Raw genomic sequence first — 21,676 nt, 5'->3', positions numbered from 1 at the left:
AATCCGCGTGTTGGGAGTTCGAATCTCTCCACCCCTGCCATCTATCAAGCCTCCGCAGAAATGCTGAGGCTTTTTGCTATCTGTTCGCTTCCTCTATGATAGTAATCCGAAAAATTAACTAATTCCGTTTACCTCATCCCTTCGGCACATTTTTGTGGCCAGCTCTCTGTACTCAAGCTGTATCCAAGAAAGCGATCCCGAGCGTGAAATAGCCTTAATTAGATCATATTGTTACTTCAATTGGCATTAAGAGCGGTTTAGCTTATCCATTTACTCAGTAAGTGACGGATGTAACTTTTTAAAAGCACTAGATTATCAGCATAACTTTCCTTGATTATTTTAGTAATTAGGTTCGATTTATTATGCTTAGCGGTTAAAATAACGACGGTTACTTTTAGGAATTCGTTATGGGACAGCTGTCTATTTTAGGTTTTATTGCATTAGGTGGCGCATTTGGCGCATGTGCACGTTATCTAGTTACCGAGCTATGTGTGTTCTTGTTAGGACGCGGGTTTCCTTATGGAACGCTCACCGTTAACGTTGTCGGCTCATTTATTATGGGATTATTGATCGCTGCTTTTGAGAGTGAATTACTTGCAACTGAGCCATGGCGCCAGATTATTGGTTTGGGTTTCTTGGGTGCATTAACCACATTTTCTACATTCTCTATGGATAATGTATTGCTGATGCAGCAAGGAGCCTTTCTGAAAATGGGTGTTAATGTCTTATTAAACGTGGTGTTAAGTATCTCAGCGGCTTGGATAGGTTTCCAGTTGTTGATGAGAAGTTAACGAAATCACAATTTCATCTTGGTTAATGGATAGTCTTTCCCTATAATCGTGACTCAACTTGTCGGAGTGCCATAAGGCTGAGACCGTATTTTCGGGATCCGTTGAACCTGATCAGGCTAATACCTGCGAAGGGAACAAGAGAATATAACCTGCTAGTGATCTATCTAGCGTTATATCCTTAAGATCAAGACTCTATTTTGATCAACTCTTGTGCATTAATCCGTCAAGCATTTATCCCTAGTACAAAAAGGAAGATGCTATGTCGAGTCGCAAACAAGCGAGACTGAAAGCCAAACAATTCATTGACACATTGTCTGTCGAACCCTACCCAAATTCCTCTAAAATCTATATTACTGGTTCACGTTCGGATATCCGCGTGCCAATGCGTGAGATTAAACTAGCTGACAGCTTGGTCGGGGGCACAAAGTTCTCACCGATTTATCAACCGAATGAATCTATATGCGTTTATGACACTTCAGGTGTCTATACCGACCCATCTCATACTATCGACTTATATCAAGGTTTGCCTAAATTAAGGGAAAAATGGATCGCTGAGCGGGATGATACCGAGTGGCTTGATGAGGTCAGTTCTGCTTACACTAAAGAACGTTTATCTGATGATACATTGGACGAACTACGTTATGGGAACTTGCCAGCCATACGCCGAGCAAAGAAAGGGAAGTGCGTTACTCAACTTCATTATGCGCGGCAAGGTGTTATCACACCCGAAATGGAATACATTGCCATTCGCGAAAATACGCGACGTGGAGAGTGTATGGATGCACAGCTGAGCCAGCAACATACAGGGATTCATTTGGGGGCTAATCTACCAAAGCAAATAACTTCTGAGTTTGTGCGTCGTGAAGTTGCCGAAGGACGAGCCATTATCCCGTCGAATATTAACCATCCTGAATCAGAGCCGATGATCATTGGTCGTAATTTTCTCGTCAAAGTGAATGCGAATATCGGTAACTCATCCGTCTCTTCATCAATTGAAGAAGAGGTTGAAAAATTGGTATGGGCAACCCGCTGGGGTGGGGATACCGTGATGGATCTCTCTACTGGGCGCAATATTCACGAAACTCGAGAATGGATTTTGCGTAATAGCCCCGTACCGATTGGCACTGTGCCTATGTATCAAGCATTGGAAAAAGTAAATGGTATTGCGGAGGATTTATCATGGGAAGTAATGCGCGATACCTTACTTGAGCAAGCGGAGCAAGGTGTTGATTACTTTACAATTCATGCTGGTTTGTTGCTTCGTTATGTGCCAATGACCGCGAAACGTGTTACTGGTATCGTTTCGCGTGGCGGCTCTATTATCGCTAAATGGTGTTTAGCCCATCATACCGAGAGTTTTCTTTACACTCATTTCCGTGAAATTTGTGAAATTTGCGCCAAGTATGACGTCGCCCTTTCCTTAGGGGATGGACTACGGCCAGGATCCATTGCCGATGCTAACGATGAAGCACAATTTGCAGAGCTGCGCACTTTAGGTGAGTTGACCAAAATAGCGTGGGAATATGATGTACAGGTCATTATTGAAGGCCCTGGCCATATCCCCATGCATTTGATTAAAGAGAATATGGATGAACAATTAAAGCATTGCCATGAAGCGCCATTCTATACCTTGGGCCCATTAACTACCGATATTGCTCCGGGATATGATCACATCACTTCCGGCATTGGCGCTGCGATGATTGGCTGGTATGGTTGCGCGATGCTTTGCTATGTAACACCGAAAGAGCACCTTGGTTTACCAAACAAAGAAGATGTTAAAACGGGTTTAATTACTTATAAATTGGCAGCACATGCTGCAGACCTTGCGAAAGGGCACCCGGGAGCACAAGTGCGCGATAATGCGTTATCGAAAGCACGTTTTGAGTTTCGTTGGGAAGACCAATTTAATCTTGCATTAGACCCAGTTACGGCGCGTGCTTTTCACGATGAAACTCTTGCGCAAGAGTCTGGTAAAGTCGCGCATTTTTGCTCAATGTGCGGGCCGAAATTCTGCTCGATGAAAATCTCTCAAGAGGTTCGAGAGTATGCGCTAGATACCAAGCAAGTTGCTGCTGATGCGCTCATTTCCGTTACGCTGCTAGATGACCCGTTACAAGGCATGAGACAGAAATCGCAAGAGTTTAAAGCCTCAGGATCAGAGCTTTATCATCCTGCTGTTACTCAACGGTCAGTCGTTAGTGAGGAGTAATTAGATGATTCAATTACTTATCCCCCGTAATGACATTGCGTTGACTGCTCAAGTACAACAGGTTTTGCTATTGGCCAAACATCATGGTTTTGATATCGATGATATTTATTTGGGTGCCAGCCCAACTTTATATTGTCAATTAGTAACGCCTTCATACTCATCTTTGATTGGCAGCGATTGCTTAGCCTCGTGCGAAGATGCGCTAAGTGTTTTAACTGATAAGCCCAATTTATTCTTGCAATACCAAGTCAATTTTTGCGCTCAAATGCCATTTGAGCACTCCCAGAAACGAGAAACTTGTTTGGTCAAGATAGGGCTTACAGCTGCTGACTCACACGACTATGTTGATGAGTGGTATCACGGAGAAGAGCTGCGTCGTATAAGATATTCTACGAATGCTCATGCTGCTGATGCAAAGAGCGAGCACTTTGCTTGGGTTCTATCATTGTTGTGTCTCGACTTTCTACTAGAGGATGCTTTAGTGGTTGCTCGCGCGGCAATGAGTGTTTCACGTGAAACATGGCCAACGGATAGCCGATATTTTCCTCAGCTACAACATTCAGTAGCTGGCATCTTTGCTGACGATAAACAAAATCATATCTGTTTTCCAAAGATAGACAAAAATATTGGCCTTTACCCTGTTGTGGATAGCGCTGAGTGGGCCGAGCGGTTATTGAAGTTTGGTGTAAAGACAATCCAACTGCGAATAAAAGATTCAACGCATCCTGATCTCGAATCACAAATTATTGCCGCTATTGAGCTTGGAAAAGCCTACCAAGCACAGGTTTTCATTAATGATCATTGGCAGCTTGCGATAAAGCATGGTGCTTTTGGCGTTCATCTTGGACAAGAAGATCTCACCAATGCAGATTTAGCACAAATTGCTCAAGCTGGGATCTGTTTAGGCATTTCAACTCACGGCTATTATGAGATTCTGAACATCGCTTCACTAAATCCCAGCTATATCGCTTTGGGTCACATATTCCCAACCACCACCAAAATTATGCCCTCTAAGCCACAGGGGCTTGTTAGGTTGAAACTTTACCAGCAGCTAATTGAGAGTTTAAGTTGTGCCGCCAACTCAGATGAAGTTGTAAGTGCAAAAATACCCACAGTTGCAATTGGCGGAATTAACCTAGAGAACGCATTGCAAGTTTGGCAGTGCGATGTATTAGGCTTGGCCGTTGTACGTGCAGTGACAGAAGCAAAATCACCTCAGTTGGTCATTGATAGTTTCAATCGAATCATACAAAACCGATTACCAAGTAGTGCTGAGGAGGTATGTGATTATGCTTTCTGATGCGCAATTTATCCGTTATCAAAGGCAACTTGCGCTCCCTGAAATAGGTGAGAATGGACAGCAATCTTTACTTGATAGCCGAGTGCTGGTTATTGGTTGTGGTGGTTTAGGGTCTGCGGCCGTTTTGTATTTGGCGAGTGCAGGTATTGGACAACTGGTAATAGTGGATGATGACCGAGTTGAAAGCAGCAACTTACATCGGCAGGTGATCTACCGAGAGAGGCAAATTGGTCAAACCAAAATCGATGCGATGGCAGAGCAAATTAAAGCCATCAACCTTGATTGCAGAGTAAGAGCGATATCTAAACGCCTTATTGGTACTCAGCTCGAACTGGAAGTGCTTAATGCTGATGTCGTTCTTGACTGCACGGATAATATCCACAGTCGTCAGCTAATTAACCAGTTGTGCCGTAAACTAATTAAGCCATTGATTTCAGGTTCGGCTATTGGATGGAAGGGGCAAGTCATTGCTTTTGATCAACTGCCGTTGTCACCTTGTTATCACTGTTTAGTGCCTGATAGCGAACTGCCTGCCGCGCAGCGTTGTAATGAATTCGGTATTCTGGGGCCTGTCGTCGGAATCATCGGAACCCTGCAAGCTTTACAAGCCATCATGATATTGACTCGACAGACGATGCGTAATGCTAACCAACTGACACTGTTTGATGCTCATTTGTTTCAATTCCAAACCTTAAATGTCGTTAAAGATCCCCAGTGCGAGGTGTGTGGGTACCCACAGACTGATCAGATGAAGGGAGAAGCCACATGTCAGATATAACCATCAAGATTAATCAGCAGTTTCATCAAGTTTCAGCGGGAACCAGTATTGCGGATCTCACCAAACTGCTTTCGATCACTATTACCGGCTATGTGTTTGCCCTGAATCAGAGCGTGGTGCCACGTAGTGCGTGGTCAACGACCCTATTAAGTGAAGGCGACCAAATATCGCTGTTTCAAGCCATTGCAGGAGGCTAAATGTTAACGATAGCGAATAAACAGTTTGAATCTCGCCTGTTCACTGGAACGGGGAAATTTGCCAACCGAGAGTTAATGACAAAAGCTATTGCCATATCTGGTTCACAAATGGCGACGATGGCATTAAAGCGAGTCGATCTTAATCAATTAAATGATGATATTTTAGCGCCACTTATCGAGTCAGGCGTCCATCTTTTACCCAACACATCGGGTGCGAAAAATGCGAAGGATGCGATTTTTGCTGCCCATTTAGCGCGTGAAGCGTTATCGACATCGTGGCTGAAGCTAGAAATTCATCCCGATCCTAAGTATCTGATGCCTGACCCTATCGAAACGTTAAAAGCAGCGGAACAATTGGTGAAAGATGGATTTACCGTATTGCCTTATTGTCATGCTGACCCTGTACTCTGTAAGCGTTTAGAGGAGGTGGGGTGCGCGGCCGTAATGCCATTAGGTGCGCCAATTGGATCGAATAAGGGACTGGTCTCACGAGATTTTTTAGAAATCATCATTAACCAAGCTCGTGTACCCGTGATTATTGATGCCGGTATTGGCGCGCCATCGCATGCGGCTTTTGCGATGGAATTGGGCGCGGATGCTGTCTTAGTTAACACCGCAATTGCGGCCGCGCGCGATCCGATACAAATGGCGTTGGCATTTAAGTTGGCGGTGGAGTCGGGTCGAATGGCTTATGAGGCTGGGCTTGCAACTCAGGTTCATCATGCTATCGCATCCAGCCCTCTAACTGCATTTTTGGATCACTAGCGATGAGCTTTTTAGAACGTTTCAAACAACTCGATTGGGACGATATTGCGTTATCAATCCGTTCCAAAACAGCGTCAGATGTCGAGCGAGCATTGCATAAAGAGAAGCGCGATTTGGAGGATTTCAAGGCATTAATCTCTCCTGCTGCTGAGCCTTATATCGAGCAGTTAGCGCAACTTTCTTACGCACTGACGAGGCAACGCTTTGGCAATACTCTTTCTTTTTATATCCCGCTTTATCTTTCAAATTTGTGTGCCAATGCGTGCACTTATTGTGGATTTTCGATGGAGAATCGCATCAAGCGGCGTACATTAAGTTTGCATGAAGTTGAACGTGAATTGGCAGTTATCAAGCAGATGCAGTTTGATAATGTCTTGCTGGTCACTGGTGAGCATGAAACCAAAGTAGGCATGAACTATTTCCGGCAGATACTGCCGTTGATAAAGCGTGAAGTCAGCTATGTTGCTATGGAGGTTCAACCGCTTCAGCAAGCGCACTATGCGGAGCTAAAGAGCTTAGGTTTAGATGCGGTAATGGTATATCAAGAGACTTATCATCCATCGACTTACGCTTTACATCATTTGCGAGGCAACAAAATGGATTTTAACTTTCGCCTTGAAACACCGGACCGACTTGCCCGGGCGGGGATTGATAAGATTGGTCTTGGCGCTTTGATTGGCTTGGAAGATTGGCGGGCCGATTGTTTTTACGTGGCCGCTCACCTGGATTATCTTGAAAAGAGATATTGGAAGACGCGCTATTCGATTTCGTTTCCTCGCTTGCGACCTTGTGAAGGTGGTCTGCAACCTAAATCGGTTATGTCTGACAAGCAACTGGTTCAGCTCATCTGTGCATTTCGCTTGCTCAATTCAGAAGTGGAACTCTCGCTTTCTACCCGCGAATCGGCGCACTTTAGGGATAAGCTCATCCCACTGGGGATTACCAGCATATCGGCGGGATCAAAAACACAGCCTGGAGGTTATGCAATGCAAGAGGCCGAGCTTGAGCAATTTGTGATTAGCGATGAACGTGCAGCCGCACAAGTTGCCGCCGCTGTTAAAGGGCAAGGCTTTGAAGTCGTGTGGCGAGATTGGCATGCTGCCTATTCTGGATGAGGTTATGGCTTGCACGTTTCACGTGAAACATATGGATGCATTCATTAAAGTATGGTGATTTGACTAATAAGGTGAATTCGAGTTAAGAGAATCATAAGTTAAAGTAAAGGCGACCCGAGGTCGCCTTTCATCTTTCTAGGTTAAGTTACTACACAGAGACTACTTACAGCGCATTTGTTTGATCATACTGCAGTTTAATCATGCTCAATAGGCAGCGTCGCTTGGTGCAACCACGCTTTGTTATCACCCTCAACGAGTGGACCAACTTGATCCCATACTTTTTGATGGTAGTCATTTAGCCATGTGAGCTCTGGTCGAGTTAACATATTGATGTTGATCGCGCGCTTATCAATCGGGCAACGTGTGAGTGACTCAAACCCCAACACAGAGAAATCACCTTGTGTTTCAACTTCGACCACCAGTTCTAAGTTTTCAATACGAATGCCAAACGCATCGGCACGGTAATAACCGGGCTCGTTCGACAGCACCATACCCGGAAGCAGTGCAACGTTGTTGAAAACTTTGCTGATGCGTTGTGGCCCTTCATGGACACTCAAAAAGTGGCCGACTCCATGACCAGTGCCATGATCATAATCGAAGCCATTAGCCCATAGGTGCTGACGGGCAAGTACATCAAGCTGATGACCACAAGTGCCTTTTGGAAAGCGTGCTCTGGCTAGTGCAATATGACCTTTAAGCACTAAAGTGAACTGTTTTTTCATCTCTTCACTGGGGTTACCAATGGCAATGGTACGCGTAATGTCAGTCGTACCATCACAGTATTGGCCGCCAGAATCGACAAGATAAAGTGAGTCTTGGGCTAATTGTCCTGGTTTTACTTGGTTGATGTGGTTGTAATGGCACATAGCTGCATTACTGCCTGCCGCTGAAATAGTATCAAAACTAAGATCGGCTAGAGTTGGGTCTTCCTCTCTAAATGCTTGTAAGCGGTCAGATAAATAGCCTTCGTCGTGCAGTCTTTGGCTAGCCACTTCATTATCCAACCAAGCAAGAAATTTGGTCATCGCCACACCATCACGCACGTGGCACGCTTTCATTCCAGAGACTTCGGTTGCATTTTTTGCCGCCTTTAGCAGTAAGCACGGATCGGCGTCATTAATGATTTCAGCAGCGGAATTTTGTAAAGTCAGCGTAAACCATGCATTACTGGTAGCAGGGTCGATTATCACTTTTTTACCTGCGAGTAAATTAAGCTGCTTTTCTAGTTGATCTGGATGGTTAACGCGAACGCCGCCACCGACATGCTTGTCAAATTCCGCAGGAAGACGAGCAGGGTCAAGGAAGAAATCGACGTTGGAGTCAGCATAAATAATGGCATGGGAAAGTAAGACTGGTAATCGGGAAACATCAAGGCCACGGATATTTAGCAGCCAGCAGATGGAATCAAGTTCTGTCAGTACCGCCGCATCAATCTTTTTCTTACTCAGCTGATGGGCTATTTGCTCACGCTTATCATGGCTACTGATACCGACGAGTTCATTACCCATTAGGCGCACTGCTGAAATTGCAGCGCTAGGACGGTCCTTCCATAACTCATCGATTGGGTTACTGCCGACGGCAATAAGCTGTAACTCATCAGATAATTTTGCCTGTGCTGCTTTAAGCCAGCTTGCTCGATGCATGCGCGGATCAAATCCCACTTTACTACCTGAGACCAATGCGCTTTGGAGCCAATCAAGAACGGGCTCTTCAATCAAGTGACGGTACTCAAAGGTTGCCTCTGGCACTTGTTTACGAACTTGCACGGTATAGCGGCCATCCACAAAAATAGCCGCGTTATCGTGGGTGACCACAGCCGCGCCTGCCGAGCCAGTAAAACCAGTTAACCAATGCAGGCGTTCGTTGTGTTGCGGTACATATTCCCCGAGATATTCATCTTCGTGTGGAATGATGATGGCATCAAGCCCTTGTTGTGTGAGCCAGCCACGTAAGGCTGATACGCGTTGTGCGATTGAATCATGCATCTGTGTTATATCCTTTCTTATAACCGTCCGTTGTAGGTGTAGGGGGCTGTGCAAATCCATAGCAAACCCTGACTTTATTATTGTGTCTATGGGGTTGTGGCGATGGGGACGAGCTTCAATAAGCTACTCTTTTTATCGAACTGGCGCAAACCGCAGCTTCACCTGAGATGCAGAGTTTTGGTTTGGATCATCTGCCTTAACCAGCTCAATGCGGGGTCACTTTCTCTGTCTCTGTGCCAAAATAACGTATAAGCCATAGGTGGAAATTCCATCGGTAATGGCAACACGACGAGATCCATCTGCTTAGCTACTAGGTGGGTGAAGTGGCTCGGCGCGGTAAAGATAAAATCAGTATAGGTACAAAGGCTGGCGGCACTATTAAAATCCGGTACTGTAATTGCGATGTCCCTTTCTCGGCCGATATCCGCCAAGCGATAGTCGAGTAGCCAGCGATCATTACCATCGCAGCGTACTTGTACGTGACGTAGCGATAAATAGCGCTCTAACGTCCAATTGTCTCGTAATGCTGGGTGGTCTTTACGTACCACGCACATTTGGCTATCTCGATAGATCTCTTGCTCACAGATATCACTGGGTGGCAGCATCGTTAATTTGGCATCATTGATATCAATGTCCTTGCCGGTAATGCCTAAATCCAACTCACCAAGCTGCAATTTCTTAAAGGTTTGGTCATTCCAAGAGTGAGTATTGATGTTGAGATTTGGACCTTGGCTGAAAATAGCGGGCAAAAAATGGGGGAGAATCAATGGGTAGACGCTTTCTACTGCCGCAATATGAAAACGGTATTCACTGCTTTGTGGTGAAAACTGTTGTGGTTGAGTGAGTAGCTCGAGCTGATTGATGAGGGTGTCGAGTTTGGGTTTGAGATAGAGCGCCTGCGGTGTGGCCTTTAAGCCATGTGAATTACGAATAAACAACGGGTCATTAAACTGCTGACGAAGCTTGGCAAGCGATTTACTGACGGCAGATTGACTCAAACAGAGGCGATGGGCGGCGCGTGTTACGTTCAGTTCTTCTAGCAGTACGGACAGACAAACAAGCAAATTAAGATCGATTCTGGCTAATTTTTCTATATTCATCTGTATTTCCATTTGGGAATAATTGTGATGAGTATAAGCCATTTCTATTCATATCATCATTGCTCTATTATAGCCGAGTTGTAAAAGTGTGTTCTTTCTCATTACTGGAGTGTTTCGTGAAGCAAATAACCTCTGACGCGCATAGCAAGCGTCAATTGGCATTACTGATTTTGTTGGTTCTGTTTAGCCCGTTAGCGATTGATATTTATCTACCAGCTTTGCCGCAAATTTCTCAAACGTTTCACGTGGAACACGCTTATGCACAAGATACGATTACTTGGTTTCTGTTTGCTATGGGAGTCGGTCAACTCTTTGCTGGCCCGCTAGCGGACAAACTCGGTCGTCGAACTGTTGCATTAGGAGGGATCAGTATTTATGCATTGAGTGCTTGCTTGGCGTGGGCCGCTCAAAGTATTGAATGGATGCTGATGGCTCGGCTACTACAAGGCTTCGGTGCGTGCGCGACATCGGTAGCGGCTTTTGCAACAGTTCGCGATATTTTTGGCCCACAACGTAGCGGCAAAATGATCAGCTACTTAAATGGTGCAATCTGTTTTATTCCTGCATTAGCGCCAATCCTTGGTAGTTGGTTAACTCAGCAATTTGGCTGGCGCAGTAACTTCAGCTTTATGGCTGGTTTTGCCGTGGTCGCGGGTTTAATGATGGTGATTGGTATGAAAGAAACCAACCCGCAAGCCACCGAACAGCAAGCGTTCTTTAAGTTATCGCGTTACTGGTCCGTATTGAAAACACCATCTTTTCTCTTCCATGCTTCATTGTGTATGTTAGCGATGGCGGTTATTTTAGCCTATGTCACTTCTGCCCCAGTGGTATTGATGGAAGGTTATGGATTAACCATGAACGAATTTACTTTCTGGTTTGGGCTCAATGCCATCATTAATATCGTTGCCTGCCTAAGTGCGCCGAAATTTATGGATAGGTTTGGTACCCATATGGCGCTGGTGGTTGGAATTGGCACGTTATTGGTTGCGGGGACTACCATGGTCGCGCTGGCACAACAGAAAACGGCGATTGCCTTTATGCTGCCCATTTTTATGTCATCAATCGGTTTTGCTTGGATTCTGGGAGCGGCCGCAGGAAAAGCACTGGCGCCATTTGGTGACCGTGCAGGAACCGCCGCGGCACTGCTTGGTTTGTTTCAGATGAGTGGTGCTGGCCTATTAGTTGGCACCATGCAGCGTGTTGGGTTAGAACCTCAGATATTAATTGCACTGCAAATGTGGCTGATTGCGCCAGCGTTGTTTATCCTGTTTTCTAAAGCAGGGCGTTATTGGCATCAATTAGTGGTGAATTAATAAATTGTCACCTGCTGTTTTATATTCTTTTTAACGGGTGTATATTTAGCCACTTAATTATTTCAATTGCACTTTGGAAACGAAACAACAATGTCAATGACAACCTATGAAATGGCTCGAATTTGGGAACAACTCGACGAGTCTCCAGAAAAGGTCATGTTCGGAAAATTGCTGAATGAATTAGGCAACCAAAGTAGTGAGCGTATTCGCAGTGCCGCCAAACAAGTACCATTACCAGTTCTGCGTGATTTAGTCTTTCAGTTTCAACAAGTGATTGAAGCGCGTAAAGGCGAGCAAGTCGAAATCATGGCGAAGGAATTGGCAAAGCAGGGTATTTCGGCTGAAGAGCTTTTAACTTATCTGAACAAATAATTTATTATCAGTACCGATGCCATAGCCCGGAATTTAGTTTCGGGCTTTTTATTGCGTTATTGCGTGGTGTTTGCGGCTTCGGTGATTAAGGATTCACATTTCGGTTAATCGGGTTCTGCAAGGAAATAAGCGTCTCTGTGGATTGCACTTCATCAATTGCCTGTAATTTGTCGATCAGCACAAATTGTAATTCCTCAATCGAGCGGCACATTAACTTCACAAAAATATTATAGGCTCCTGTGGTGTAATAGGCTTCCACCACTTCATCCAGCGCATTGAGTTTGGCGAGCGCCGAATGGTAGTCTCGCGCGGCATTGAGATTGATACCGATAAAACAACACACGTCATAACCCAATTTTTTGGTATTGACGATCACTTCCGTACCCTGAATGATATCGGCCGATTTCATCTTTTCAATGCGAACATGGATAGTGGCAGGACTAACGTTGAACTGCTTGGCCATTTCTGCGTAGGGCGTGCGTGCATCGTCCATTAAAATTTTTAAAATGGCGCGGTCGAGTTCGTCCAGTTTAGCGGTAGTGGTTTGCATCACAGCATCCTTATCATTGAAATGGTTCGTCAGTTTATCACTGGTCGTTGTTTCTCGTAAGCCGCCGTTTAAGAAAAGCGATAAGCTTTAGTCACGTCAGTGAAAATTGGGTAAACTCAAGCCTCCTCATTATTTCCTTGGTTTCGGAGTTAACTTGCAGCTACAACTGATTTGCGAAGTTCCTGCTCAGCAAGCACATTTGGATACATTAGCCGCGCGTTGGGGATTAAAACCATGCGCCGAGAGCCCATTTGCCTTGGTATTAACTCAGTATCGTCTTGAGTTGCGTAAACTGGATGAGCCTAAACTCGGCGCTATTTATGTCGATTTAGTCACGGGGGCGGTTGCTCACCGACGTAAATTTGGTGGCGGTAAAGGTCAGTCGATAGCCAAAGCTGCTGGACTAAACAAAGGAGCGACACCGACCGTGTTAGATGCAACGGCAGGGTTAGGTCGTGATGCTTTTGTGTTGGCCTCGCTCGGCTGTAAAGTTCAAATGGTCGAGCGGCATCCCGTTGTGGCCGCGCTGCTTGATGATGGTTTAGAGCGTGCCAAGCAAGATGCAGAGATTGGCGGCTGGGTAAGCGAGCGAATGTCGTTACTTCACGCTTCGAGTCATGATGCGCTCGAAAAACTGGCGCAAGATGAAAATTTTGTAAAGCCAGATGTGGTGTATCTTGACCCCATGTACCCGCACCCGGAAAGTAAAAAACAAACGGCTTTGGTAAAAAAGGAGATGCGCGTCTTTCAATCGCTGGTGGGCGCTGACTTGGATGCTGATGCATTATTAAACCCAGCCTTAAGTTTGGCGACCAAACGCGTGGTGGTGAAGCGTCCTGACTATGCCGATTGGTTAGACAAACAGAAGCCGAGTATGGCGATTGAAACCAAGAAAAATCGTTTTGATGTGTATGTGAAAGCGGCGATGATCTAACGCATTCAATACGTTAGCTTTGGCGAGAAAATCTCGTGGCCCATAGATGTAATTTAGTGCTTGCTTAATCGTGTTTGGAATTGTATATCTAACTAATAATTATTCCTATTCGTGATCGAGGCGTACATGAATAAGCGTTTATGCAAATTGAACCGACACGATATTACTAGCCAGCTTGGGGATATCCATCAGATTGTGGCTGCGCCAAAATTTCTTTGTCGCTCATGTGCTCGTTCATCATCGGATAAAAACACGCTGTGTAAGCCTGCTGCTATTCCGAGTGCATCGACAAAGCTTGTTTCGGAAGGGAAGAAACAACTGCGCTCTGGTACGTCAAATGGCATGACGGACAAAGGTAAAAAGGCCGCCAAGCGATCGGAAAAACAGAACAAGAAAGCGTTAAAAAAACAAAAAAAAGTACTGAAGAAGTTAGAAAAAGTGCTGAAACAGCAGCAAAAACTGTTAAAGAAACATCCTGCATTACAAGTAAAGTTTGCCGATGTGAATCAACGAATTTCTTCGGTTAGTGAACGTTCACTACAACGGCAGATTCACTAAAAACAGATAGTTTACTAAAAATAGATGGTTTACTGAAAGCAGATGGTGAGTTAAACCGAGCCACGATAGCCCCTTTTTCAACAACAAAGCCCGCGATGATTGCGGGCTTTGTTGTTTTTAACACTCAACCTGATTCAGTGAGTACGGCTGGCAGCGACTTTGCGCTTTACCCAAGTTTCATTGACCCACAGTGAGAGCAAAATGATCACGCCGCCAATTGCAAGGCGCATTAAATCTACGTCGCGATTCCAAATCAGAATGTTCACCACTAATCCGGCGGGAACCAGCGCATTATTCATAATCGCTAATGCGCCGGCATTGACTAAACAGGCTCCTTTGTTCCACACGAAGTAACCAAGCCCAGAAGCAATTACCCCTAAGTAGATCAAAATACCCCATTGCAAAGAGGTAGTGGGCAGTTTTTCACTATTGCCAAACAGTAAAAATGCCACGCTTGCTACCACCAATGCACCTAAGTAGAAATAACCGAATACGCTGTGTTGCGCTAAAGTGATGGTCTCTTTTTCCATGACGTATTTATAAGCCACTTGGCCGATAGCAAAACAGAGGTTAGCCCCTTGCACCACCAAAAAACCCAGCAAAAAGTGCTCGTTTATTGCTGCAAATTTAATAAAAACGGCACCGATTACGGCAATGGCCGCCGTCACTAAGTACCACGGAGAAAAGCGGCCTTTCAGTAGATCGTAGATCAGCGTGACGTAGATTGGTGTAAACACCGTAAACAGCAAAACTTCAGGAACCGATAGCAGTAAAAATGATTGATAGTAGAAACAGTACATCAGGCCCAGTTGGATTCCACCAATGGTCATCAACTTAGCGATCAACGGAGCGGGAACGGTTTTAAACCTGATCAAAGGTAGAAATACTAAGCTCGCTAATGCAACGCGCATCCAAACCGCGAACCAAGAATCAACTTGACCGGCGAGATAAACGCCGATCAAGCTAAATGAAAATGCCCAAAGTAGGGTGACTGCAGAGAGATAGGCCATAACAAACAACGCTGAACAGTAAATAACCTGCAGTCTAACCGAGTTTTGGCTTGTCGTCAGTCGTGAAGTGGTATTACAAGCATGTCGACTGGCGAACAGTTAATCAGTTGCCGAGTGGATGAGAGTAACTTGCTCCAAAAATCTTGATGATGACCGCAGACCACCAAATCAACACTGAATTCGGCGATGGTTTCGCATAGCTCATTACTAAGGTCGCCGCTGCCTACTAGTGTATGGCGGATAGGGTATTGCGCGTGTTCCGCTAAGGCTTGCAGCTGCTTTTGTGACGCTTCCATCGCGTGATGTTGAGTTTCTGCTAAATTGATATCAATGAGTCCGGTATACAGCTCGGCATAGTTGACATCAATGTGAATGAAAGAAACGTCAGCATCGAGTGGTTTTGCCAGTGCAACAGCTTTGTCGACTAAGAGTTTACTGTCTTCTGAAAGATCAATGGCAACCAAAATATGTTGATAACTCATTGTATTATCTCCTGATGGGGTACTGATTAAAGATTAGCACTGAGGCCGAGAGTTTTTTGTCGTCGTGATCTCATATCCGCATACCTGACTCAAAGTGTTATGGTGAGGTTCATGGTATAGTCAATTCAAATCGTTACATAAACTAGGAGTCGACATGTTGTCACAAGCTATGGTTGAAAAACTGAATGAACAAATTAATCTGGAATTTTTTTCATCCAATCTATACTTACAAATGAGTGCTTGGTGTGAAGATAAAGGATTTGAAGGTGCTGCCGAGTTTTTACGCGCTCATGCCGTAGAAGAAATGCAGCACATGCAGCGTTTATTCACCTACGTGAGTGAAACGGGTGCACTGCCTATCCTTGGTGCGATCGCAGCGCCAAAACATAAGTTTACGAGCCTTGGTGAAGTGTTTCGCGAAACTTATCAACATGAGCAGATGATTACTCAGCAGATTAATAAACTCGCTCATGCGGCGTTCACATCTCAAGACTACTCAACGTTTAACTTCCTTCAGTGGTACGTTGCGGAGCAACATGAAGAAGAGAAGTTGTTTAAAGGGATTTTAGATAAGCTAGAGCTTGTGGGTGATGATGGTAAGGCGCTGTTCTTCATCGACAAAGACCTAGCCGCAATGGCAAAAGCCGGCTCATCTTCTGTAATGGATACCCAAGCTGTGTAATCGCAGCAGAAAGAGTATGAAGCGATCGTCTTTTTCTTTGGGTTCTATGCAAAGGTGTAGGGAGGAAAAGATGATCACTGGGGATACAATTTTATTTGCGCTAATGCTGGTCACTGGGGTTAACCTAGTCAGGTATCTTACGGCGCTACGCTCACTTATTTACATCATGCGTGAAGCTCATCCATTGCTTTATCAACAAGTGGATGGCGGTGGCTTTTTTACCACTCACGGTAATGTCACCAAGCAGGTTCGTCTTTTCCACTATTTGAAAGGTAAAGAGTATCACCATCACCACGATCCCCTATTTACGGGCAAGTGTGATCGCGTTAGAGCGCTGTTTATCTTGTCGATGTCATTGCTGGCGGTGACAACCTTCGCGGCTTGTATCGTATAACTGAGCCAGTCATTGTATTGATTAAAGGAGCTATCGTGCTCCTTTTTTATCGTCTGTATAAAGTCATCGACTTATTTCTTCACTATTATGCATCTTCATTGTGCGGCGACTATTATTAGCAAGAGCAATCGAAAGGAGAAAAATAATGGATGAAAAAGCACTGCTCGCACGTTTGAATGAGTTACCTCGTATTCAACAAGTATTACAAGAACTACTCGAAATGGTTAATAAGGAAGAGGTCGATTTTGGTGCGCTCACAAAAAAAATTGCCATGGAACAAGTGTTGAGTGCGCGGCTGCTTCGCCTTGCAAATTCGGCACATTTTGGCGGAAGCCGCACAGTGGCCTCTATCAATGATGCGGTGATTCGTGTCGGAAGTGGCTCGGTGAGAACTATGGTGGTGGCATCGGTATTATCCAGTGCTTTTCCTAAAATTGACACCTTGGATCTGCAGCAATATTGGTCCGATACCTTTGAAATTGCCATTATCGCCAGCAAACTGGGGGCCGCTTGTAAACTCGATGCCAATAGCGTCTTTACTACCGGAATATTGCACAACATTGGCCAATTGATGATCCACACATTAGCGCCGCAAGAAGCGTTGAAAATTCGCCTTTGTGTTGATGCTGGTGAAGTTGAACTAGAAGCACAACAGCAAATCATCCATACCGATGCGAATGTACTGGGGGCGAAGCTAGCCAAAGCTTGGAAGTTTCCTGATGAGATGGTCGATGCGATCGCCTACTCTGCGCAGCCAGAAAAAGCGCAGCTTTCACCAAAACTTGCCCGTGTATTGCATTTTGCCCGTGATATCCACCATCAATGGGATATCCTGACCGAAAAAGAAAAACGTTTATTTCTGGCTGAGCACCCAGATGCTCGTGTGCTGGCAATATCTGCCACATTTGCTGAAACAATTGACGCCGTTCGCGGAAAAGGGCGCGAGCTTGCCGAGCAACTCGTCTAATACCGTCGCTGGTGGATTAACCTTGTCTTCACTCAATTAGTCGTTAAAATGTCCCCCATTGATAAGGATGTACGCCACCAGCGCTGCATCCTTTTTGTTTGTCATTAGGTGCGTGTGCGTCTAGTTAAATGAAGGTGAAAGCATGAGTCAGTCGTTTGATGTTGTCGTTATTGGTGCTGGCGCCGCCGGGCTAATGTGCGCCGCGCAAGCTGGCCTGCGCGGGCGCAGCGTATGCGTTCTCGATCATGCCAAAAAGCCTGGCCGTAAAATTTTGATCTCAGGTGGCGGTCGCTGTAATTTCACCAATTATGAACTATCGGCCGCCAACTACTTATGCCGCAATCCCCATTTCGTTAAATCAGCGTTATCGCAGTACAGCCAGTGGGACTTTATCTCGCTGGTCAGTAAATACAATATTGCGTTTGAAGAGCGCGATCATGGCCAGCTCTTTTGCCTTGATTCGGCGAAGGACATCGTCAATATGTTGCTAAAAGAGTGCGATTTACCGACGGTCAAGCAGCGTTATCAAGTCGAGATTCAATCGATAGATAAGGTGCCAAACGGCTTTCAGCTCACCACCAATGACGGGCCGATCGAGTGCCAGTCATTGGTGGTCGCAACGGGCGGCTTGTCGATGCCCAAGCTTGGTGCGACTCCTTTTGGTTACAAAATTGCAGAGCAGTTTGGACTGGCGGTGATCCCAACCACGGCCGGGCTCGTGCCTTTTACACTGCATAAACAAGATAAAGAAGATTTCGCCGAACTGGCTGGCATTGCCATTCCAACTGAAATCACTACTGAAGATGGCACTGTGTTTAAAGAAGCACTGCTGTTTACTCATCGTGGTTTATCTGGGCCGGCGGTGTTGCAAATTTCTTCTTACTGGAAAGCGGGGCAGAAGGTTAGTATCAACTTAGTGCCGGAAGTAGACATCGAGCGGTTATTGAATGAATCACGTGAAGCACACCCAAATCAAAGCTTAAAAAACACACTCGCGAAAGTACTGCCTAAGCGTTTGGTTGAAGTGCTGATTGAGCGTAAAGCTTTTGTCGATAAACCGCTCAAACAGTTAAACCCACACGAAATAACCGCTATCGCACACGACTTACAACATTGGCCGATTCTTCCCAATGGTACTGAAGGTTATCGCACAGCCGAAGTCACATTAGGTGGCGTAGACACCGATTGCCTCTCATCGAAAACCATGGAATGCAAATCGGTTCCGGGCCTCTATTTTATTGGTGAGGTAATGGATGTAACGGGCTGGCTTGGCGGCTATAATTTCCAATGGTGTTGGTCAAGCGGTTATGTCGCCGGACAGTGGGTGTAAGTGTGTAGAGAAGGCCCAAAAGGGGTGACGAGGATCACCCCAAGGATACAAACTTTATTATCTCTACACAGTGCTTTCACGAACGGACTAGCCTGTCTCATTTGTAGGCGTTGATAGCCTCACTTGCCCGCAACGGGGCAAGGCGTTGTTCAAATAAGGTCGGCTGGTTTTTGCACCAGACGCAATATCAGGAAAAATCTTCTCGCCCTTACATTACTCAAGCGAATGCGTCTGCATATCAAATGCTTGGTTCTTTGTACTTATCCTTTGATATCCAAAAATCATAAAAAGTTCGCGCTATCCTTCTGCTTTTTGTTTACTCGAAGATTGAACATAGCAACGGCTTTTTCATGCTTATCACTTTTAGCTCAAAGCATGTGATTCGATATGCTGTAAAAGTATGAATAAATGTGCATTTTATTGAACCAGTAAACGGCTAAAAATTATATTCACAACGGATGTAAACTCATCTGGATGAAATCAATCTTCTACATTTACTCACAAATAAAGACATGACCTTTTAGTCATCCTCACGTCCAATAAGATGCATCTCTATACATCATACCGCGGTGATAATATAGCGCCTTCCACTGTGCTGACTATGGTTCGCTTAGATATCGTTTGAACAAAGCCTAATTTTATAAGGATTTGAAATGAAAACATCTTTTACATTTACGGAGCCTCAAAGCTATTCCCTCGAACGGGCAACATCACTACAAGAACCATTCTTTGTTAAACAGGTAAAGAATGTACCAGTCAGTGCAACGCAAAGCGCTTTGGAACTTCGCCAGCGCCGGGTAAAAGATATGGATGATAATCGGTTCCTCTCTGAACCGAGTGATAAAATTAACTTATTAAAACATGTGCAAGAGAAGCTATGCCAAGGGGTTACGCCTCAAGAACAACCAAGCGCCTTTGTTGTTACAGGGCAAATGGGCGCTGGGAAATCGACCGCGATAAAAGCATGTTCGTCACAGCTCAAGAATAACTGTGTGGTGGTTGATTATGATGAACTGAAAAAATACATTCCAGGTTATTCGGAGTTAGCAAGCAATGGGCACCCAAGCACGGTGTCAAACTGCCAACAAACGGCGTTGTTTCTCTGCGAAGGTTTAATAAAGTACGGACTTGAAAAAAAATTCAACATGGTGATACAACGCTCCATGTTAGATCAGCAACACTCAATATTACACGTTCTGGATGATTGTAAAAAACATGGCTTTAAGACTCATTTGACGGTGCTAGCCGTTGATAAGTCGTTAAGTATGATGGGGGTTTTCACAAGGTATGAGTCAGCACTTAAAAGTATTAGAGAAGGAAAGTTAGTCCCTGATGGTGCTAGAAGAACGCCATTGAACAAACATGATGAAGCCTATAGCGATATGGAAAGTGTCGAGAAGTTTCAAGAGCTTCTTCCATTATTAGATACGATCACTGTGACCTCAAGAGCGGGAATAGAGCTCTATACAGGAAGAAATCCTGACGAAATTGTCAAAGCTTTACAAGATGGTCGAACGGCTAGTAAAAACGATAAACATTTACAGATGGAGGCATTTAACACTCTAATCGGGCTAGTGCGGTATAACGTCCAATTCCCCAATTACGACTATAACTAAGTGGTCGATTCTGTCGAAACCTTTGACGTTTTAAGTCTAGATACCCTCTGATAGGTCAGTGTATCTAGAGGCCGTTACCTGTACGTCAAGAATAAGTTTTGCGATAGAAGCCATCCTTAGCGATAAATGTCACTAAAAAGCACTGTCAAACCAATGGATAGTTTTTTAGAAAAAAGAAGAGCTGCACAGGTTAGCCCTTCTTTTTTGTTGTGTGGCAATGAGTTGCTTCTAGCTGGATTTATTTTGTTTATAGCGGTCAAAGATAACCGCCGCGAGCAAAATAGTTCCTCGCACTACGTATTGAGAAAAAGGTGACATATTCAGTAGATTCATCGCATTCTCTACCGTACCGAGGATGAGCACACCCGCAATAACGTAAGATACTTTACCTATCCCGCCTTTGAGCGATACCCCACCGAGCACACAAGCCGAGATGACCACTAACTCAAAACCGACGGAAGTCATCGGCTGACCGCTGGTCATACGCGCGGCTAAAATAACCCCAGCGAGCGCAGAGATAAAGCCAGAGATAGTGAAAATGATGATTTTAGTTTTTACGACGTTGACACCCGCTAATCGTGCGGCCTCTTCATTACCGCCAATCGCTAATGTATTGCGCCCATAAACCGTACGATTTAGTAAAAAGGCAAAAATAGCGAAGGTGACTATGGTTAACCAAATTGGCGTAGGGATACCAAGTAAAGAGGAGTTACCTAGGGTGAAGAAATGTTCTTCAGTGATCCCAACCGCCTTACCGTCAGAGATGATATAACCAAGACCTCGAGCTATTTGCATCGTTGCGAGAGTCGTTATCAGTGCATTGATCTGCAATTTGGCAATAACGAAGCCATTTAGCAAACCAAAGAGTACACCTGAAAGTAAGCCTGCGCCGATACCCAATACCACACTGCTGGTTGCGTTAATCGCTACCGCCGTGACTACGCCAGAGCAGGCAATAACCGAAGCAATCGAGAGATCTAAATCCCCGCAGGCTAGGCAAAATAGCATGGCGCACGCAACCATGCCGCTCATGGAAATAGCCAGACCGAGCCCTTTCATATTAATGAATGTAGCAAAATAAGGGACAAATAAACTGCAAAGCAAAAATAGGCCAGCAAAGACCATCAGCATACCGAACTTATCCCAGATGGAAGAGAACTTAAAAGAGCGAATCGGGCTCTCGGTATTGTCTATTTTGGTTGAACTCGTTACAGCCATTAGGATA

General features: G+C 45.0%; 22 protein-coding genes and 1 riboswitch. Of the genes, 16 read left to right on the top strand and 6 right to left on the bottom strand.

Annotated features, from left to right (window positions below; genetic code table 11):
• Positions 1–407: 407 nt before the first annotated feature.
• The 7 genes from crcB to thiH all read left to right on the top strand — a co-directional run bounded on the left by crcB (position 408) and on the right by thiH (position 7,155).
• Entirely contained in the window at positions 408–791 is a 384-nt protein-coding gene (crcB, locus tag AACR75_RS11330; RefSeq protein WP_013855606.1) for a fluoride efflux transporter CrcB, read from the top strand.
• A 52-nt stretch (positions 792–843) separates the two neighbouring features.
• Positions 844–942: riboswitch (TPP riboswitch) on the top strand.
• A gap of 108 nt (positions 943–1,050) precedes the next feature.
• The gene (thiC, locus tag AACR75_RS11325; protein ID WP_047690349.1) at positions 1,051–3,000 is read left to right on the top strand and encodes a phosphomethylpyrimidine synthase ThiC; all 1,950 of its coding nucleotides are present in this window, start codon (positions 1,051–1,053) and stop codon (positions 2,998–3,000) included.
• 4 nt (positions 3,001–3,004) lie between these two features.
• Complete coding sequence (gene thiE, locus AACR75_RS11320) at positions 3,005–4,300, top strand: thiamine phosphate synthase (RefSeq protein WP_047690347.1); 1,296 nt, start codon at positions 3,005–3,007, stop codon at positions 4,298–4,300.
• A complete protein-coding gene (locus AACR75_RS11315) occupies positions 4,290–5,078 on the top strand; it encodes a HesA/MoeB/ThiF family protein (protein ID WP_047690344.1) in 789 nt (262 codons plus the stop codon). Before thiE ends, AACR75_RS11315 begins: the two co-directional genes overlap by 11 nt.
• Positions 5,066–5,275: a sulfur carrier protein ThiS gene (thiS, locus tag AACR75_RS11310; RefSeq protein ID WP_047690342.1), complete on the top strand. Its 210-nt coding sequence runs from the start codon at positions 5,066–5,068 to the stop codon at positions 5,273–5,275. Before AACR75_RS11315 ends, thiS begins: the two co-directional genes overlap by 13 nt.
• Positions 5,276–6,040: a thiazole synthase gene (locus tag AACR75_RS11305; protein WP_047690339.1), complete on the top strand. Its 765-nt coding sequence runs from the start codon at positions 5,276–5,278 to the stop codon at positions 6,038–6,040.
• A gap of 2 nt (positions 6,041–6,042) precedes the next feature.
• Positions 6,043–7,155 carry a 2-iminoacetate synthase ThiH gene (gene thiH, locus AACR75_RS11300; RefSeq protein WP_047690337.1) on the top strand — a complete coding sequence of 371 codons (1,113 nt, stop codon included), beginning with the start codon at positions 6,043–6,045 and terminating at the stop codon, positions 7,153–7,155.
• Between the two features lie 194 nt (positions 7,156–7,349).
• Here thiH and AACR75_RS11295 read toward each other — a convergent pair whose 3' ends face one another.
• Positions 7,350–9,140 carry an aminopeptidase P family protein gene (locus AACR75_RS11295; RefSeq protein WP_047690334.1) on the bottom strand — a complete coding sequence of 597 codons (1,791 nt, stop codon included), beginning with the start codon at positions 9,138–9,140 and terminating at the stop codon, positions 7,350–7,352.
• Between the two features lie 158 nt (positions 9,141–9,298).
• Positions 9,299–10,240 carry a LysR family transcriptional regulator gene (locus tag AACR75_RS11290; RefSeq protein WP_026027502.1) on the bottom strand — a complete coding sequence of 314 codons (942 nt, stop codon included), beginning with the start codon at positions 10,238–10,240 and terminating at the stop codon, positions 9,299–9,301.
• 116 nt (positions 10,241–10,356) lie between these two features.
• Between AACR75_RS11290 and AACR75_RS11285 the strand changes: the two genes are divergently transcribed.
• Positions 10,357–11,556 carry a multidrug effflux MFS transporter gene (locus AACR75_RS11285; protein ID WP_010319414.1) on the top strand — a complete coding sequence of 400 codons (1,200 nt, stop codon included), beginning with the start codon at positions 10,357–10,359 and terminating at the stop codon, positions 11,554–11,556.
• A 90-nt stretch (positions 11,557–11,646) separates the two neighbouring features.
• Complete coding sequence (gene tsrA, locus AACR75_RS11280) at positions 11,647–11,928, top strand: H-NS-like global regulator TsrA (RefSeq protein ID WP_017044523.1); 282 nt, start codon at positions 11,647–11,649, stop codon at positions 11,926–11,928.
• 85 nt (positions 11,929–12,013) lie between these two features.
• Here tsrA and asnC read toward each other — a convergent pair whose 3' ends face one another.
• Positions 12,014–12,478: a transcriptional regulator AsnC gene (gene asnC / locus AACR75_RS11275; RefSeq protein ID WP_047690332.1), complete on the bottom strand. Its 465-nt coding sequence runs from the start codon at positions 12,476–12,478 to the stop codon at positions 12,014–12,016.
• Between the two features lie 154 nt (positions 12,479–12,632).
• On the opposite strand from asnC, the gene AACR75_RS11270 reads away from it, so the two are divergent.
• Both AACR75_RS11270 and AACR75_RS11265 read left to right on the top strand, forming a co-directional pair.
• Positions 12,633–13,412 (top strand): class I SAM-dependent methyltransferase, encoded by a 780-nt coding sequence (locus AACR75_RS11270; RefSeq protein WP_047690329.1) that lies wholly within the window; start codon positions 12,633–12,635, stop codon positions 13,410–13,412.
• Positions 13,413–13,523: 111 nt separating this feature from the next.
• The gene (locus AACR75_RS11265; protein WP_013855620.1) at positions 13,524–13,970 is read left to right on the top strand and encodes a hypothetical protein; all 447 of its coding nucleotides are present in this window, start codon (positions 13,524–13,526) and stop codon (positions 13,968–13,970) included.
• 134 nt (positions 13,971–14,104) lie between these two features.
• Here AACR75_RS11265 and AACR75_RS11260 read toward each other — a convergent pair whose 3' ends face one another.
• Both AACR75_RS11260 and AACR75_RS11255 read right to left on the bottom strand, forming a co-directional pair.
• Positions 14,105–14,980, bottom strand: coding sequence for a carboxylate/amino acid/amine transporter (locus AACR75_RS11260; protein WP_026028509.1), 876 nt, complete (start codon positions 14,978–14,980; stop codon positions 14,105–14,107).
• Between the two features lie 56 nt (positions 14,981–15,036).
• Complete coding sequence (locus AACR75_RS11255; RefSeq protein WP_010319581.1) at positions 15,037–15,462, bottom strand: universal stress protein; 426 nt, start codon at positions 15,460–15,462, stop codon at positions 15,037–15,039.
• 154 nt (positions 15,463–15,616) lie between these two features.
• Between AACR75_RS11255 and ftnA the strand changes: the two genes are divergently transcribed.
• The 5 genes from ftnA to AACR75_RS11230 all read left to right on the top strand — a co-directional run bounded on the left by ftnA (position 15,617) and on the right by AACR75_RS11230 (position 20,451).
• Entirely contained in the window at positions 15,617–16,144 is a 528-nt protein-coding gene (gene ftnA, locus AACR75_RS11250; RefSeq protein WP_013855622.1) for a non-heme ferritin, read from the top strand.
• Positions 16,145–16,214: 70 nt separating this feature from the next.
• Positions 16,215–16,538, top strand: coding sequence for a universal stress protein UspB (uspB, locus tag AACR75_RS11245; RefSeq protein WP_010319583.1), 324 nt, complete (start codon positions 16,215–16,217; stop codon positions 16,536–16,538).
• A gap of 145 nt (positions 16,539–16,683) precedes the next feature.
• Positions 16,684–17,505 carry an HDOD domain-containing protein gene (locus AACR75_RS11240; RefSeq protein WP_019282127.1) on the top strand — a complete coding sequence of 274 codons (822 nt, stop codon included), beginning with the start codon at positions 16,684–16,686 and terminating at the stop codon, positions 17,503–17,505.
• A gap of 142 nt (positions 17,506–17,647) precedes the next feature.
• A complete protein-coding gene (locus tag AACR75_RS11235) occupies positions 17,648–18,835 on the top strand; it encodes an NAD(P)/FAD-dependent oxidoreductase (protein WP_047690326.1) in 1,188 nt (395 codons plus the stop codon).
• 653 nt (positions 18,836–19,488) lie between these two features.
• Positions 19,489–20,451 (top strand): zeta toxin family protein, encoded by a 963-nt coding sequence (locus AACR75_RS11230; RefSeq protein WP_047690322.1) that lies wholly within the window; start codon positions 19,489–19,491, stop codon positions 20,449–20,451.
• 228 nt (positions 20,452–20,679) lie between these two features.
• Here the strand turns inward: AACR75_RS11230 and araH are convergent, their stop codons facing one another.
• A complete protein-coding gene (gene araH / locus AACR75_RS11225; RefSeq protein ID WP_017044518.1) occupies positions 20,680–21,669 on the bottom strand; it encodes an L-arabinose ABC transporter permease AraH in 990 nt (329 codons plus the stop codon).
• Between the last annotated feature and the right edge of the window lie 7 nt (positions 21,670–21,676).

The organism is Vibrio sp. ZOR0018, assembly GCF_963865925.1.
GTDB lineage: Bacteria > Pseudomonadota > Gammaproteobacteria > Enterobacterales > Vibrionaceae > Vibrio > Vibrio anguillarum.
The sequence above is the reverse complement of the archived record's forward strand: the minus strand, read 5'-3'. Positions and strand labels throughout refer to the sequence as shown.